Below are 17,896 nucleotides of genomic sequence, written 5' to 3'. Positions count from 1 at the left end.
AATAATAAAATACGAGAACAAGGAGGGGTACGATGAATTTAGATGAATTATTAAATCCTAGACAAAAAGAAGCAGCAACTTATTTGGATTCTCATTTGCGTATTATTGCTGGAGCAGGAAGTGGTAAGACAAGAGTATTAACTTATCGTATTGCTTATCTGATAGAAGAGGTTGGAATTGAGCCACGACATATTTTAGCGATTACTTTTACGAATAAAGCAGCGAATGAAATGAAAGAAAGAGTTATTCATTTGTTAGGAGATTATGCTTCTGGAGCACTACTTTGTACAATTCACTCTCTTTGTGTAAGAATTTTAAGACAAAATATTCGTGCTTTGAATTATCCTAATAATTTTATTATTATGGATGAGGAGGATCAAAAATCATTATTAAAAAAGATTTTTAAAGAGCGTGAAATTGATCAAAAGACAATAAGTGTGAAAAGTTGTATTTCTTATATATCTACTTGTAAGATTGCTGGTGTAACACCTGATAGAGCCCTTTCTTTTGCGGGAGATTTTATTGGCGAACAGAAAAAAGCGATAGCTTATCAGGATTATGAACAATATAAAGAAGATCATTTTATGCTTGATTTTGATGATTTATTATTAAAGACAGTTGAGTTATTTGAAAAATATCCTGAAATATTGGAAAGATGGCAAAGGCAGTTTCAATTTATTCATGTTGATGAGTTTCAAGATGTGAGTGAAGTTGATTATAAGCTGATTAAGTATTTATCTGGGCAATCAACGCTTTGTGTTGTTGGTGATCCTGATCAGACAATTTACTCATTTAGAGGATCGGATATTAACTTTATTATGAACTTTGATAAAGATTTTCCTCATACCAAAACAGTTATTTTAGATCAAAATTATCGTTCTACCAAAACAATACTAGATATTTCTAATAATTTAATACGTAAAAACAAAAATCGTTTAGAAAAGGATTTATTTACAGAATTAGAAGATGGCCCAAAGGTTTTACATTATTCAGGGGTTGATGAAGAAGCTGAAGCTAATTTTGTTTGTGATACGATTGAAGATATTATTCAAAAAGTTGATGGGGTTAATTATCATGATTTTGCGATTTTATATCGTGCGAATTATCTCTCACGTTCATTTGAACAGAAACTGATTCAAAGACAAATTGATTATAAAATCTTTGGTGGTTTAAAGTTCTTTAATCGTAAAGAAATCAAAGATGCTTTAAGTTACATTCGTTTAATGGTTAATAAAGATGATTTATCTTTTGAAAGAATTGTTAATGTTCCAGCTCGTGGCGTTGGGGAGAAGACTTTACAGAAAATTCAAAATAAGGCTATTGAATATGGGATAAGTCATTATGAAGCGCTCTGTTTATATAATGATGAAATTGGATTGTCTGGAAAAGCAAGAAAACAATTGGCTGAGTTTGTAAGATGTATTGAAAGTGCAAAATCGTCTTCTTTATCTTTACCTAATGTATTTGAAAAATTATTAACAGATGTTGGTTATTTTCATATGTTAAAGAATGATCAGGATGATAATCGTATTCAAAACTTAATGGAGTTAAAGAACTCCATTACGAATTATATGAATACACATCCTGATACAGCGACTTTTGAAAGTTATTTACAGGATATTGCTTTATATACATCTCAAGATGATGTGTTTGATGATGAATATGTATCTTTAATGAGTATTCATATGGCTAAGGGGCTGGAATTTAATTATGTATTTGTTGTAGGGCTGTCTGAGGATGTTTTTCCAAGTTTTAGAAGTATTTCTGAAGCGGGAGATGATGGTATGGAAGAGGAACGTCGTTTGGCTTATGTTGCGTTTACACGTGCAAAGAAACGTTTGTATTTAACGGATAGCCAAGGTTTTAATTTTATTACGAATTCACCTAAGATGTCATCACGTTTTATTGATGAGATAGGAAGTGAGCATGTTGAACACAAAGGAAATCCTTCAAAGTTTAAGCCTAAAGAGTATTTGCATTTAGGGCCTACTGTTGAGGAAATGATTGGCGATAATGAAGTAGAGGAATGGAAACAGGGAGATCTTGTGGAGCATGATACTTTTGGCAAAGGTGTTATTGTAAAAGTTAATGGAACAACTTTAGATATTGCTTTTTCAGTTCCTTATGGGATTAAAACTTTAATGGCTCATCACAAGGCTTTAAGAAAACTTTCATCTTAAAAAAGTGTCAACAATGATAAAGATTGTTGACTTTTCTTGTCGTTATAGAAATTAATGTTTTCTTAAGAAATTGATGGGAAGAATAAGTTATAATCAGAAAAGAAGTCTTTGAGAATTTTTTGTGTTTATGGTTTTATTCAATGGCTATTTTTGATATAATGAGCAAGTGAAATGGAGTGTATATAAATGACATTGGAAAGATTGCAGGAAATCAAGAAATTATTAAATGAATATAACTATCAATATTATGTTTTAGATAATCCAACTGTAACAGATCAGGAATATGATCGTTTGATGCAGGAATTGCAAGGTATTGAAGCAAAACATCCAGAATGGATAACAGTTGATTCACCAAGTCAAAGAGTTGGAGGACAAGTTTTAGAAAATTTTACAAAGGTCACACATCAAAGAATGATGTTATCATTAGGGAATATCTTTAATGAAGATGAACTGCGTGAATTTGATGATCGTATTCGTGAAGTCTATCCACAAGCTGAATATGTCTGTGAGTTAAAGATTGATGGTTTAGCTGTTTCTTTGGTTTATGCTGATGGTCGTTTGGATTATGGTGCGACTCGTGGTGATGGAACGATTGGAGAAGATATTACACATAATGTCAAAACAATTAAATCTATTCCATTATCAATTGATTATGATGGTGATTTTGAAGTGCGTGGAGAAATCTTTATGCCTAAGAAATCATTTAATGACTTAAATCGTCAAAGAGAAGAAAATGGTGAGTCTTTATTTGCGAATCCACGTAATGCAGCAGCAGGTAGTGTTAGACAATTAGATTCTACGATTGCAGCAAAACGTGGGCTTGATGCTTTTTTATATATGGTTCCTACTGCTGATGAAGTGGGTTGTACAACGCATAAAGAAGCCTTAGATTATATTCAGTCACTAGGTTTTAAAACGAACCCAATGACAAGAGTCTGTAAAGATATAAAGGAAGTCTGGGCTTTTATTGAAGAAATGACAGAAAAACGTGATACACTTCCTTATGAAATTGATGGGGTTGTTATTAAGGTCAATAATCTTGCATGGCAGGAACGTTTAGGGTATACAGCTAAAGTGCCTAAATGGGCAATTGCTTATAAGTTTCCGGCTGAAGAAGTGATTACAAAACTTAAGGATATTATCTTTACAATTGGAAGGACAGGACAAATTACACCGAATGCTGTATTAGAACCAGTTCGTGTGGCTGGCAGCACAGTTCAGCGTGCGACATTACATAATGAAGATAATGTAAAACATAAGGATATTCGTGTTGGTGATTTTGTTGTTGTGAGAAAAGCGGGAGATGTTATTCCTGAGGTTGTCAGAGCTTTAAAGGAACGTCGTGATGGAAATGAAAAAGAATTTGAAATGATTGAGACTTGTCCATATTGTGGAAGTCATCTTGTTAGAAAAGATAATGAAGCAGCTTATTATTGTTTGAATGAACATTGTGATTCTAAGAAGATAGAACGGATTATTCATTTTGCATCTAGAGATGCTATGAATATTGAAGGTCTTGGTGAAAAAATTATTGAGCAATTGTATAATTTAGGATTTGTAAAAAGAATTGAAGATATTTATACTTTATATCAACATGAACAGGAAATTATGGATATAGAAGGTTTTGGTAAAAAGTCTATGGATAATCTTGTGGCTGCTATTGAAAAGAGTAAAGAAAATTCAATGGAGAAACTTTTGTTTGGTTTAGGTATTAAAGGTATTGGCGCGAAGATGGCAGATAATCTTTCTAAAGAATTCAAAAGTATGGATGCTTTATTAGAAGCTTCTTCTGCAAAACTCTTGGCAATGAAAGATGTGGGAGAGACAATTGTCCAGTCTATTAATCGTTTTAGAAGAGACCAAGCTTCATTGGAATTACTTGAGCATTTAAAAGAATTTGGATTAAATATGGATTATTTAAAAGAGACAACGCTTATTCAAGAAAGTATCTTTAATGGAAAAACTGTCTGTGTAACAGGAACACTTGAATTAATGACGAGAAAGGAAATTAAAGATTACTTAGCTCGTCTAGGCGCAAATGTCACTGGAAGTGTTTCTAAGAAAACTGATTTTTTGATTTGTGGGCGTGATGCAGGTAGTAAGTTAGAAAAAGCGAATCAATTAGGAGTAACTGTGATGAGTGAAGAGGAATTTAAAGAGGAGGTTGATCTATGAGAAAGTTCATATGTGCTTTTTTGGCTTTGTTCATGTTAACAGGATGTCATAAAGCTAAAGAATCTATTCAGGAACAGACAGCGAATAATACGGCATCAATGAATTCATTTGATGATTCCTATTATAAAATTGTTAAATTTGATGATAGTGAGTTAAGAGAAGATTTCTATTTAGATTATGGATCAACAAATGATTTTCAATCTGTAGGACGTGGTTTACAGTTAATATCTAACGATTATTTTTCAACTTCTAATCATTATATGAGTGAGGGACAGTATTTAAAATTATCATTGGTGAAAGAAATGTTAAGCCGTAAAAGTGAAAATTCTTTACAGCCTGAAAGTGGTAGGGTCATTGAAAATATAGAGAGTCCTGTAATGGTACAAAATCTTCAGGAACAAGATTATTATATTAAAGATGGTGATCGTTATACTTTAAAAGGATTGGCATTTGCCATTGTGATTGATCCGCGTAAGAGTGATAATACACGTCTGGATGTCGCAATGAGTGATAAAGAAATTGTGAAATATGGTCGTGAGTGTATTGAAAAATTTTATAAAGTCATACAAAATTCGGATGATTTTAAAAATGTAAAAAATATACCAGTACTTATTACTGTTTATCAGGCAACTGATAAAACAACAAGTACAGTGAATGGTCATTATATTTTAAAGAGTTATTGTCAAAATGAACTTGGAGAAATTTCAAATGTGAATCAGGAAACTGTTCTTTTTGTCAGTGAGAGAGCACAGCAAATTGACAAAACAACAAGTAATGATTTTGATACAATTAAAGCTGGATTAAAGAACGCGGCTACCGAAGCTGCAGGATTTGTTGGTGAAGCAAAATATGTTAATGGTGAAATTCAATCAATGGTCATTAATGTTCATTTAAATGTGAAAACGGCTACAGAGTTAATGTATTTGACTTCTATTGTTGCTGATGGTATTGAAAGTAAATTTACTTATGATTTTGATACAAAGGTACTGATTTATTCACAGGATGAGTTAAGTGCAATTATTGTGAAAGAAAAAGGTAAGAGTGCCAAGAGTTATAGTTTAGAATAGGAGGTATAAGTATGAATGAAACAGAAATGATGTTAAAACAGTTAGGTCGTAAGACTATGTTTGATGTAAGTGATGAAGAAATGCCAGCATTAATAGAAGAATATGATGTTTTTATGAGTCATGTTAAGGCTTTAGAAGCAATTGATACAACAGGTGTTGAGCCATTGGCTTTTCCCTATGAAATAGAAACAACGTTTTTACGTGAGGATGAATTGACTTATACAATTCACCGTGAAGAGGCTTTGCAAAATGCGAAGAGTGTTCAAGATAATCAAATTAAAGTACCAAAGGTGGTGGGATAAATGGTTCAATATAGTATAGAAGAACTTCATCGTTTATTTTCTTCTGGGGAATTGAATCCGCAGGATTATTATGATGAATTATTTGAAGAAGTAGAATTACAGCAAAAGCGTTTAAATGCTTTTGTAACAATCACAAAAGATAAAACTTATCAGGATTTAAAAAATGCTGATTTTAAAGATTTATTAAATGGTATTCCATATGTTTTAAAAGATAATTATAATACAAAAGGTATTAAAACAACAGCATCTAGCCGTATGTTAGAAGATTATGTTCCTATTTATAATGCTCATGTGGTTGATTTATTAACAAAAAAAGGTGTTTGTTTAGTAGGAAAAGCATCAATGGATGAATTAGCAATGGGTGGAACAAATAAGTCAGCTTTAACTGGTCCTGTGTATAATCCATGGGATCATACACGCATTGCAGGAGGATCTTCAGGAGGAAGTGCAGCACTTGTTGGAAGTGGTGTTGTCCCATTTGCTTTAGGGAGTGATACAGGTGATTCAATTCGTAAACCGGCTGGTTTTTGTGGAGTTGTTGGATTGAAACCAACTTGGGGGCGTATTTCTCGTTATGGTGTTATACCATATGCTTCAAGTTTAGATACTGTGGGCGCTTTTACACGTAATGTGAGGGATATGGCAATTGTTACAGAAACTTTAGCAGGACGTGATGATCGTGATATGACATCAAGCGATAAACCTGTTCCACATTATCTAGAAAACTTAACAGATGATATTAAAAATTTGAAAATTGCCGTTTTAACATCAGTGAGTGATGAAATGAGAAATCCTCAAATAAAAGAAAACTTTGCTTATGTTGTACAAACATTGAAAGATTTAGGTGCAACTGTTGAGAATGTTCGTATGCCAACAGAAATTATGCGTACATTATTGCCAACATATACAATTATAGCTAATTCAGAAGCAACAAGTAATCATTCATGTTTGGATGGTATTAAATATGGAAACAGACAAGCAGGAACAACAACTGATGATGTCATGATTAATTCAAGAACAAATGGATTTGGGGATCACATTAAACGTCGTTTTATTCTTGGAAATCTTGCTTTAGCAACAGAAAATCAAGAAAGAATGTTTAGAAAAGCACAACGTGTCAGAAGAATTATTGTAGGAGAATTAAATAAAATTTATGAGAATTATGATATTATTTTGACACCTAATGGTGGAAGTGTTGCACCACGTGTAGATGAAGCAAGTGATGATCGCTTAAGTGATGAATACTTAATTTTAGAAAATCATCTTTGTTTAGCTAATTTTGCTGGAACACCAAGCTTATCTTTACCATCTGGTTTTGTTGATGGAATGCCTATTGCAGTTAATTTGATGGGTCGTTTATTTGAAGAACAGACAGTCTTTAATTGTGCTTATGCATTAGAAAATGCATTAGGGTTAAAGAATCAATATTCAAGGGAGGGGTAACAGATGAATTTTGAACAAGTTATAGGATTAGAAGTCCATTGTGAATTAAAAACCCATTCTAAGATGTTTTCAGCTGCTCCAGTGACATTTGGGGAAGAACCCAATACAATGATTAATGAAGTAGATATGGGAATGACAGGGACAATGCCAGCATTAAATAAACGTGGTGTTGAATTTGCAATCAGAGTATGTCATGCATTACATATGGAAATAGATGAATTATTATGTTTTGATCGTAAAAATTATTATTATTCTGATTTACCTAAAGGCTTTCAAATTACGCAGGATAAAAGACCAATTGGGCGTAATGGTTATTTAGATATAGAAGTTGAAGGCGAAAAGACACGGGTTGAAATTGAACGTTTGCATATGGAAGAAGATACTGCAAAACAATTTCATTTTGATGATTATTCATTAATTGATTACAATCGTGCAGGTATTCCTCTTATTGAAATTGTTACAAAACCTAATATTCGAAGTGGTGCCCAAGCAGCTGCTTATTTAGAAAAATTGAGACAAATATTCTTATATACAGATGTTTCAGATGCGAAAATGGAAGAAGGATCTATGCGTTGTGATGTGAATATTTCAATTCGTCCTTTTGGCAGTGATAAGTATGGAATTAGAACTGAAATTAAAAATTTAAATTCTATTTCTAATGTCCAAAAAGCGATTGAGTTTGAAGCATTGAGACAAGAAAAAATCTTAATTCAAGGTGGCGAAGTTTTACAGGAAACAAGACGTTTTGACGAAGATAGTAAAGAAACAGTTATGATGCGTGCTAAAGGTGATGCTGTTGATTATAAGTACTATACTGAACCAAATATCTTGCCTATTCGTTTAGATCATCAATGGGTTTTAGATATTGAAAAAAATCTACCAATGTTGGCAGATGAAAGAGAGCAAGTCTATATAGAAAAACATGGTTTACCAAAAACAGATGCACATATTCTTGTATCATCTAAAGATATTTCTGATTTTTATGAAGAAACAATTCAAACATCTCAGGAATATAAATTGATTTGTAATTGGTTATTAGGTGAGGTTCAGGCTTATTTAAATAAAGCAGGTTTAACAATTCGAGAAACAAAGTTAACACCTCTTTATTTAGGAAAGATGATTACATTCATTCAAGATGGAACGATTTCTTCAAAACAAGCTAAGAAGGTTTTTGAATGTTTAATGGCAGAAGGAAAAGATCCAGAAGTGATTATTGAAGAAAAAGGAATGAAACAAATTTCTGATCCACAAGCACTGCAAATGATCATTAATGAAGTTCTAGATGCAAATGAACAATCAATTCAAGATTTCGCAGCTGGTAAAGATCGTGCAGTTGGATTTTTAGTTGGACAGATTATGAAAAAAACTGGTGGTCAGGCAAATCCAAAAGTAACAAATCAGATTTTAATTCAGCTGCTAAAAGAAAGAACAAAATAATGCCCTATACATTTGTTGTGAATTTTGATACAATGAGAGAAAGTAGGTGAGATAATGGCAAAGAAATTTCAGTTTGATGATGAGGATGATATTCCAGAAGATGGTTATCAGCAACCTTCTCATATTGATGAATTAGAAAATATGAAGGCTAAGGAATCAAACGAACCAGTAGAAGATACATATGAATATACTGATCAATTTGAATATTTTGATGAAGAGGGTAATCAACCTATGAGTAAGAAAAAGAAAAAATTTGTATGGAAATGGTGGTATTATTTACTCATTGTTTTAGCTGTTTTAGGTATTGTATTTATTGCATATATTTTTATTGTTTCTAGTAATGATGGACCTGTTTATGGGAAACGCTGTGAAGGATTAGTAACAATTTCTAAAGATTTACAGACAGCTGCGATTGACACTGTGAAGAAAGAGAATACTGAAGTAGAAGATATAACAATTGAAATAGCATGTCGTCAAGTCAAGGTTGATATTGTTTATAAAGAAGGTATGGATACAAAGAAAGCACAAAAGATTGCTGAAAGTGCTGTTCAAACTTTAGATAAATTAGTAGGACAACCTAAAGATAATGACAAAACATATAGTACATTATTTGGCAAGATTGACAATGTGAATCAGTATGAAGTGAATCTGTTTTTAACATCAAAAAATAGTGAAGATTTCCCAATATATGGAACAAAAAATGTACAAAATGATGATTTCTCATATACATTTGCAAGTGTAAGAGATAAAGATAGTGCTGAAAAAGCTAAAGAAACACTTAATGAAAATTAAAAAACGAGCAGTGCTCGTTTTTTTTGGAGGAAGTTATGAAAAAAAATGAATATGTTGAAGCAAAGTGTATAGATTATACTCATGATGGGCAAGGTATTGTAAAGATTGATGGATTTCCTGTGTTTGTAAAGAATATGTTAATTGACGAAGTAGGACAGATTAAGATTATTAAGGTTTTAAAAAATTATGCTGTTGGAAGATTAATAGAAGTTTATCAGCCTCATCCATATAGAGAGGAACCAAGATGCCCATTATTTAAACAATGTGGGGGATGTCATCTTCAACATATTTCTCAGCATGGTCAGCAAGATTTTAAAACCAAAAGAGTGAAAGATACATTAGAACGTATTGGACATTGTGATGTAGATGTTTTACCTTGTCTGATGATGGAAAATCCATGGTTCTATAGAAACAAAGTACAAGTTCCTATAGGAATTCAAAATAACCAGCTTGTATCAGGCTTTTATAAACAACATAGTAATGATATTATTCCAATGGAAACATGTTATATTCAAAATAATGAATCTAATCAATTGGTGAAACGAGCAAGAGAACTCTTACAGGATGCGAAAGAAACACCATATGATAAAGTCAAACATACAGGAAACATAAGACATATTCTTGTTAGAACTGCTCATACAACTAAAGAAACGATGTTAATTTTTATTACATATCATCATCAAATTAAAAATATACAAATAATAATACAAACATTACAAAGAGAATTTCCAAATCTTCAAACAATTGTTCAGAATATCAACCAAAGACATGACAATGTTATTTTGGGAAATCAAATCAAAATTTTATCAGGATTAGGATATATTGAGGATCAGTTATTGGGAAATACTTATCGTATTTCAACACAATCTTTTTATCAAGTGAATCCTATTCAAGTAGAGCATCTTTATCAAAAAGCTATAGAATATGCTCAATTAAAATCAACAGATGAAGTTATTGATGCATATTGTGGGATAGGAACAATTGCTCTTTCTATGGCTAAATATGTTCATAAAGTTTATGGTGTAGAAATTGTTGAGCAGGCTATTATTGATGCTAGAGAAAATGCAAAACGTAATAGAATTGATAATGTTGAATTGACTTGTCAGGATGCTGGTGAATTTATGGTGGAGTTTGCTAAAAAGAATAAGCATATTGATGTTGTGATGGTAGATCCTCCACGCAAAGGATGTTCGCCAACTTTCTTAAGTCAAGTTGTTATGCTATCCCCTGATAAAATTGTTTACATTTCATGTGATGTTGCAACACAGGCTAGGGATATAGCTTATCTGCAAGAACATGGTTATCATGCTGATATATGTCAACCTGTTGATATGTTCCCACAAAGTTATCACATAGAGAACATAGTTCTATTAGTTCGAAAAGTATAAAAATGATGAAGATATTTATATCATTTTAAGTCGGTTAGGTAGTATTTTCTTTCCATTATAGGGTGATAGGTTGGTTGAAAGGTATATCTCATTTTGTTATAAATCTAGTAAAGGTCTATAAATAATCGTTATTTATGATTGTTTTGTGATAGTATTAGTGATATACTACACTAGTAATAGGGGTGTTAGATATGAAAATAGAATTTATAAAACCATATCAATCAGGTATTTTGCATTTTGATGTCAATGACCAATTTGAAATTACTGATGATATGAAATTTGAAAGTATGAATGATTTATATTATATATTAATTGTTAATGGATTGAGGTATGATATAAAGAAAGAAGATGTAAAAATTATTAAATAAGTTGTGATATTGCTGATAAAAATCATCAGCAGAAAAGGAACAGAAATATCATGCTAGAGAAATTCTGGTTTGAACACCAGATGTCAGATAACTATATACAAAAAAGAAAACAATGTGAATAGAGGTTTCCAGGTAAAACTGGAAACCTCTATTTTGCATGAATGCATAGAGTGTTAAATATTAAGAAATGATGAAACAATTTAATTTGTATAAAATAATAGTGTCAAGGTATATTCTATTCATAGAATAATAAGTTGCATAATAAATTGAAATATGCAACTTATTGTGTTAAAATAATCATGTATTTATAATTATATGTACAAAGAGGCGGGATAATAAAATGAAGAGGGTTTATATAGCAATTGATTTAAAATCATTTTATGCTTCAGTTGAATGTGTTGAAAGAAATCTTGATCCACTAACTACTCATTTGGTTGTTGCTGATTCAAGTCGAACAGAAAAAACCATATGTTTAGCTATTTCACCATCTTTAAAAAAGTACGGCTTACCAGGAAGAGCAAGATTGTTTGAAGTGATACAAAAAGTTAAAGAATTAAATCAGCAACGACTAATGAAAATATTACCTCATCAATTTGTTGGAGAATCTTATGATAGTGATGAACTAGAAAAAAATCCATATCTTTCTTTATCTTATATTATTGCACCACCAAGAATGTCCTTCTATATGGATTATAGTGCAAAGATTTATCAAATCTATTTGAAATATATATCATCAGAAGATATTCATGTTTATTCTATTGACGAAGTTTTTATGGATGTGACAAACTATTTAAAAACTTATAGAGTGACTCCAAAACAATTAGCATCAAAAATAATTTTGGATGTTTTCAAAACAACTGGAATAACAGCGACGGCGGGGATTGGTAGTAATTTGTATTTGTGTAAGGTTGCTATGGATATTGTTGCTAAACATATAACTCCTGATGAAAATGGAGCAAGAATAGCTCAGTTGGATGAGCAGAGATATCGTGAATATTTATGGGACCATCAGCCAATAACAGATTTTTGGCGAGTAGGGAGAGGATATCAGAAAAGATTAGAAAAATTGGGATTGTATACAATGGGAGATATTGCAAAATGTTCAGTAGGAAAAGAGGATGAGTATTATAATGAAAATCTTCTTTTTGATACTTTTGGTGTGAATGCTGAATTACTTATAGATCATGCATGGGGATATGAATCATGTACTATGAAAGATATTAAAAATTATAGGCCAGTTCATAATAGCATTGGAACAGGACAAGTTTTAAGTTGTCCTTATGATTTTTTGAAAGCAAAATTAATTGTGAAAGAGATGTTAGATTTATTATCATTAGATTTAGTTGATAAAGGGTTTGTGACTGATCAAATTGTATTGACTGTTGGATATGATATAGATAATTTAAAGAATAAACGATATGATGGGGAAGTAACGACTGATTTTTATGGTAGAAAGATTCCTAAACATGCTCATGGAACAGCAAATCTGAAATGTTATACTGCATCTTCTCATTTGATTATTGATGCTGTTATGGATTTATTTGATCGTATTGTCGATAAACGTTTGTTTGTGAAAAGAGTGAATATCTCAGCAAATCATATTGTTTATGAAAAAGATATTGAGAATAAAGAAACATATTGTCAGTTAGATATTTTTACTGATTATGATGCTTTGAAAAAAGAGGAGGAACAAGAAAAGGAAAAGCTAAGGAAAGAAAGACAATTACAAAAGGCGACTTTATTATTGAAGAAGAAATTTGGAAAGAATGCAGTTCTTAAAGGAATGAATCTTGAAGAAGGAGCAACAACAAGAGAACGTAATGGGACGATTGGAGGACATAAAGCATAGATGAATTATGAGCGCTATACATAGTTATGATGATATAAAAGATATACCTTATCAGAAGTCAAGACATCATCCACATATGAGTCAAATGGATAGAGCTGCACAGTTTGCTCCTTTTGCGGCTTTGACGGGACATAAAGAAACAATCAGTGAAACTGCACGTTTAACTGATCATAAAAAAATACTGGATGAAAATCAAATTTATCTTTTGAATTTAAAAATACAGAAAGTCATACAAATTCTTAAGCTACATCCACTTCTTCAACTGAATTATTATAAGAGTGATACAAAAAAAGATGGGGGACATTATTATACACTTATAAAAAGGATTCATAAAATAGATGAGTATCAGTGTTTGTTAATCATGGAAGATAATATAAAGATTCCGATTGAAGATATTTATGATTTGGATATTATTCATGAGAAATAATGAGAGAAGAGATATGGTATTGATAGTGTAATCTAGTATTATCCAAAATGTTGTGAATTTTGCTTTCCAACGTTTAATAGTGTAATTTCAGTAATTATATTTCATTTAATCAAAGATTAGACCTTACTGATTCAACAATATAGAAACTAGGATAATGTACTGATTGCCAATGAGTAAGATATTTATAACTTTTATAGAGGATTAGTATGACTTTTTCAATGTTTCAGCTGAATTTTGATGAAAGCTAATAAATATATCAAAAATGTTGGTTACTTGAAAGTGCCTACTTTACATCAATAATTTCTTCTATTACAATAAACTAAGAAAGTGAGGGTTATATATGTTAGTTGAAAATGGTGAAGAATTACTACAGAAGTTTGCTGATGAAACATATCCGTATGAAATTCATAGAATTAATGAACGTATTTTACATGTGGTTGGATTAGGTCATAGTAATGTTATTGTGATTGAAGGAAATAGCAGTTTAATCTTGATTGATTCTTTGGATACTAATATGAGAGCTGAAATGTTAAAAGAAAGATTAAAGGCGTATACAAATAAAGAAGTAGAGACGATTATTTTTACACACTGTCATCCTGATCATCGTGGTGGTTCAGGTGCATTTGAATCAACTGTTAAGGAAATCATTGCCTTTGCACCTAAGAAACCCATGCTTAAGTATTATGATCGATTAAATGATGTTCTTAATCAGCGGGGTCAATATCAGCATGGTTATCTTTTAAACAATCAAGAGGCAATATGTCAGGGAATTGGAAAAAGAGAAGGTTTCACTCAAAATGAAGGTCAATATCACTTCTTTAATCCAACAACACTCTATACTGATGATTGTGTTAAAAGAGTTATTGATGGTGTAAATATTGAATTAGTGAGTGTACCAGGTGAAACAGATGATCAAATTTTTGTATGGCTGGAAACAGACAAGGTTTTATGTTGTGGTGATAATTATTATGGCTGCTTTCCTAACCTGTATGCTATTAGAGGAACACAATATAGAGATATTGCAACTTGGATTGATTCATTAGAACTTATCCTTTCATATCATCCACAGTATGTTTTACCTGGACATACACAAGCTTTAATTGGGGAAATGCAAATTCAGGAAATTATTGGGCACTATAAAGAAGCTTTAGAATATATATTATTGAACACTTTAGATTATATGAATCAGGGAATGAGTGAATCAGAGATTGTTGAAAGACTTCAACTCCCAGATGATTTGCGTCAATTATCATATCTAGGTGAGTTTTATGGGACAGTAGAATGGAGTGTTCGTTCGATATATCAGGGATATCTAGGATGGTTTGATGGAAATCCTACACATCTTCATCCTTTGCCAGATCATGTTTTTAATTCAAAACTTGTATCTCTCATTGGTCAAGATAAATTGGTTTTGGAAATTCGTAAAGCAATGGATACAAAACAATATCAATTGGCTTTACAATATTGTGATATGTTAATTGATAGTGGTTTTTCAGCTCAATTATTAAAGAAAAAAGCATTACTTGCCATTGCTAAATGGGAAACAAGTGCAAATGGTAGACATTATTATTTGAGTTGTGCTAAAGAGTAAGTTGAAAGATATTTTAATAGAATAATTATGAAATAGATTTATTTTAGTGAGGATGGAGTAAAGATACATATGTGTATCCTTGTTTTATCCTTTATTTATTTAACTGAAAGAAGTTTGTTGTGTCTAAATTTATTCTTGTTTTTTATAAATTATTATTTGATAATGTCTTGATTGTTTTGATATTTGTTAGTCAATGTTGATAATTGAAAAACTCATGATGATGGGCATCATGAGAGTAATCAAAGGTTACATTGGTTAAATATGTGAATATGCTTGTGGATTTATGAGATAAGCAGCATCTTGATCACAAATAACCGTAAAATTTGGATGTAATTTTAATATTGTTGCAGGTACATCCTGATTAATAGGCTCATCTAGAAATCTTTTGAAAATTTCAGCTTTTTCCTTGCCATTCACAATCATGACTAAATGTTTCACACGCATCAAACTTTTTGGTCCCATTGTGAGAGTAAAAGGTTGACGTGGACGATCAGTATAAGTTGGATTAACGGCTTGTTTTTCTTTAAAATCAAGACAGTATGTATAACTATCAAATGGCGTACAGCGAGGGCAATTACCACAGAAATGGCCATCGTGACCTAACCCAATCACCATCACGTCAATGCCACCAGCATTACGAATCTCATTATCAAATTGCTGATAATTATCAGCATTCATAATATGAATACGTTCATCTGGAATATGTGCATCTTTAAAAAACAACTCCTGCATATCATTCCAGTTAGGTCCATGAGGTTCATCAATATAAGGATTTTCATCAAATAGATAATATTGAATCTCTTTAAATTTTTCCTGATCTTTGACGTATGGAATCATCATGCGATACATTGTTTTAGGTGAACGTCCGGATGTTAGTGAAATATTAACACGTTTATCTTGCATCATAGCACCTAGTAGAATAAACATGGCACTTTCACTCATTTTTTGTTCGTTTTCTTCAATTATTAGTTTCATTTTCTTCTCCTTTGATAACTATTGTTAATTTTAGTATATTCAGTTTTTATGATTTGGTCAAGAAAACTTCTCTTTTATAAAAATGTTTCAATTGTTTCTTGAGACACTTGGTAGTAAAATGAGAGTAATAGGATGGTGAGGTTGGATGAAAATTGTTGATGGGAGTTTGTATTTTGATGAGATTAAAAAATTGATTATATCTTATGTAGAGGAATTACAGAGAGATTTGAGTTTTCAAAATTTAAATGATGAATTAGAACATCTTGATCAAAAATATACTCAAAAAAATGGTCGTATTCTTGTGGCTATTGTTGAAAGACAAGTGGTTGGATGTGTTGCCTATCATTGTCATAATGAAAAACGTTGCGAAATGAAAAGACTTTATGTTTTACCAACATATCGTAAACAGAAGATTGGCTTAAGACTGATTGAAAATATTATTCAGGCAGCTAAAGAGGATGGCTACACAGAAATGGTTTTGGATACAATTTTACCATTGCATTCTGCTATTGGTATCTATAAAAAGTTGGGTTTTATAGAGATACCTGCTTATTATGATAATCCAATGAATGATGTGATTTATATGAAAAAGAATTTATAGGAGGAAGAAAGAGTGAAATATGCTATTATAAATGGAAGAATATTAGATGGAACAGAAGATATGGTACCACAATCAGGGTTAGCAATTTTGATTCATGATGAAAAGATTCAAAATATTGTATCAGATAATGGGGATTTTTCTGATTATCAGATTATAGATTTAAAGGGACAGTATATTATGCCAGGCTTAATTAATATGCATGTTCATTTGCCTGCAAGTGGGAAACCCAAGAAGAAACAGACTGATTTAAATCGTCTTGTGAAAATAGTGACAAGTTGTTCGTTATTAAGAATGATAACAAGAAAAATGTGTGAAGGTTATGCCAAAACAGAATTATTAAGTGGTGTAACAACGTTGAGAACCGTTGGTGGGATTATGGATTATGATACACAGATAAGAGATCGCATTTTTAATCATCAAATCATGGGACCACGTATTATAGCAAGTAATATGGCAATATCTGTAGAGGGTGGACACATGGCTGGATCTTTAGCTTATATTGCTAATAATGCCAGAGAAGCAAGTCACTATGTAGAAAAAATTGCAAAAGATCAACCGGATTTAATTAAATTAATGATTACTGGTGGTGTCTTAGATGCCAAAGTAAAAGGGGAACCGGGTGTCTTAAAAATGCCAGCTGATTATGTGCATGCTGCATGTGATAAAGCACATCGTTTAGGATTAAAAGTGGCTGCTCATGTTGAAAGTCCAGAAGGTGTGAAAGTTGCTTTAGAAAATGGTGTTGATACAATTGAGCATGGAGCAAAGCCGGATAAATATATTTTAAATCTTTTTAAAGAACATGGGGCTTGTCTTATCACGACATTATCACCAGCTATCCCTTATGCATTATTTGATCGAGAAATAAGTCATGCTACAGAAATGGAACAGTATAATGGAAAGATTGTTTTTGACGGAATTGTGGAATGTGCGAAAGCCTGTTTAGAAAATCATATACCTGTAGGATTAGGAACAGATACTGGCTGTCCATTTATTACACATTATGATATGTGGCGTGAAGTCTATTATTTTCATAAATATTGTGGTGTATCTTCTGCTTTTGCGTTACATACAGCGACACAAGTTAATGCTAAATTGGCTGGTTTAGAAGATATAACAGGTTCCATTGAATCAGGAAAGGCTGCTGATTTGATTGTTTGTCAAAACAATCCACTGGAAGATCTACAGGCATTGCGTCATCTTGAAATGGTTATTGTTGGTGGTCAAATCATTCATCAACCTCAAGTGAAAAAGATGAATGATATTGAAGTTCAGTTGGATAAATTTTTATAGTTGAGAAA

The 17,896-nt window shown here is 31.7% G+C and carries 15 protein-coding genes; 14 read left to right on the top strand and 1 reads right to left on the bottom strand.

The features are described 5' to 3' along the window. Positions 1–32 precede the first annotated feature (32 nt). The 12 genes from BN350_RS02650 (at position 33) to BN350_RS02595 (ending at position 15,019) form a co-directional block, all read left to right on the top strand. The gene (locus tag BN350_RS02650; protein ID WP_028042206.1) at positions 33–2,180 is read left to right on the top strand and encodes an ATP-dependent helicase; all 2,148 of its coding nucleotides are present in this window, start codon (positions 33–35) and stop codon (positions 2,178–2,180) included. Positions 2,181–2,366: 186 nt separating this feature from the next. Continuing rightward, positions 2,367–4,355 (top strand): NAD-dependent DNA ligase LigA, encoded by a 1,989-nt coding sequence (gene ligA / locus BN350_RS02645; protein WP_028042205.1) that lies wholly within the window; start codon positions 2,367–2,369, stop codon positions 4,353–4,355. Continuing rightward, complete coding sequence (locus tag BN350_RS02640; protein ID WP_028042204.1) at positions 4,352–5,422, top strand: CamS family sex pheromone protein; 1,071 nt, start codon at positions 4,352–4,354, stop codon at positions 5,420–5,422. The genes ligA and BN350_RS02640 overlap by 4 nt, the downstream gene beginning before the upstream one ends. A gap of 11 nt (positions 5,423–5,433) precedes the next feature. After that, a complete protein-coding gene (gene gatC / locus BN350_RS02635; protein ID WP_028042203.1) occupies positions 5,434–5,724 on the top strand; it encodes an Asp-tRNA(Asn)/Glu-tRNA(Gln) amidotransferase subunit GatC in 291 nt (96 codons plus the stop codon). Beyond that, positions 5,725–7,167, top strand: coding sequence for an Asp-tRNA(Asn)/Glu-tRNA(Gln) amidotransferase subunit GatA (gene gatA, locus BN350_RS02630; RefSeq protein WP_028042202.1), 1,443 nt, complete (start codon positions 5,725–5,727; stop codon positions 7,165–7,167). It abuts the gene before it with no gap. 3 nt (positions 7,168–7,170) lie between these two features. Next, entirely contained in the window at positions 7,171–8,604 is a 1,434-nt protein-coding gene (gene gatB / locus BN350_RS02625) for an Asp-tRNA(Asn)/Glu-tRNA(Gln) amidotransferase subunit GatB (RefSeq protein WP_028042201.1), read from the top strand. A 54-nt stretch (positions 8,605–8,658) separates the two neighbouring features. Continuing rightward, entirely contained in the window at positions 8,659–9,396 is a 738-nt protein-coding gene (locus BN350_RS02620; RefSeq protein WP_028042200.1) for a hypothetical protein, read from the top strand. 35 nt (positions 9,397–9,431) lie between these two features. Next, positions 9,432–10,784 (top strand): 23S rRNA (uracil(1939)-C(5))-methyltransferase RlmD, encoded by a 1,353-nt coding sequence (gene rlmD, locus BN350_RS02615; protein ID WP_028042199.1) that lies wholly within the window; start codon positions 9,432–9,434, stop codon positions 10,782–10,784. A gap of 191 nt (positions 10,785–10,975) precedes the next feature. Then, complete coding sequence (locus tag BN350_RS20855; protein ID WP_187117095.1) at positions 10,976–11,152, top strand: hypothetical protein; 177 nt, start codon at positions 10,976–10,978, stop codon at positions 11,150–11,152. Positions 11,153–11,492: 340 nt separating this feature from the next. Then, entirely contained in the window at positions 11,493–13,001 is a 1,509-nt protein-coding gene (locus BN350_RS02605) for a Y-family DNA polymerase (RefSeq protein ID WP_028042198.1), read from the top strand. Between the two features lie 7 nt (positions 13,002–13,008). Beyond that, positions 13,009–13,428: a hypothetical protein gene (locus BN350_RS02600; protein ID WP_028042197.1), complete on the top strand. Its 420-nt coding sequence runs from the start codon at positions 13,009–13,011 to the stop codon at positions 13,426–13,428. Positions 13,429–13,768: 340 nt separating this feature from the next. Further along, positions 13,769–15,019, top strand: coding sequence for an alkyl/aryl-sulfatase (locus BN350_RS02595; protein ID WP_028042196.1), 1,251 nt, complete (start codon positions 13,769–13,771; stop codon positions 15,017–15,019). A gap of 255 nt (positions 15,020–15,274) precedes the next feature. Here the strand turns inward: BN350_RS02595 and BN350_RS02590 are convergent, their stop codons facing one another. Beyond that, entirely contained in the window at positions 15,275–15,994 is a 720-nt protein-coding gene (locus BN350_RS02590; protein WP_028042195.1) for a glucosamine-6-phosphate deaminase, read from the bottom strand. 145 nt (positions 15,995–16,139) lie between these two features. On the opposite strand from BN350_RS02590, the gene BN350_RS02585 reads away from it, so the two are divergent. Further along, positions 16,140–16,595: a GNAT family N-acetyltransferase gene (locus BN350_RS02585; RefSeq protein ID WP_028042194.1), complete on the top strand. Its 456-nt coding sequence runs from the start codon at positions 16,140–16,142 to the stop codon at positions 16,593–16,595. A gap of 12 nt (positions 16,596–16,607) precedes the next feature. Then, positions 16,608–17,888, top strand: coding sequence for an amidohydrolase family protein (locus BN350_RS02580; protein ID WP_028042193.1), 1,281 nt, complete (start codon positions 16,608–16,610; stop codon positions 17,886–17,888). The last annotated feature ends 8 nt before the right edge of the window (positions 17,889–17,896 follow it).

The sequence above is a fragment of the Candidatus Stoquefichus massiliensis AP9 genome, assembly GCF_000455285.1.
GTDB classification, from domain to species: domain Bacteria; phylum Bacillota_I; class Bacilli_A; order Erysipelotrichales; family Coprobacillaceae; genus Stoquefichus; species Stoquefichus massiliensis.
This window is presented reverse-complemented; position numbering and strand designations above follow the sequence as displayed.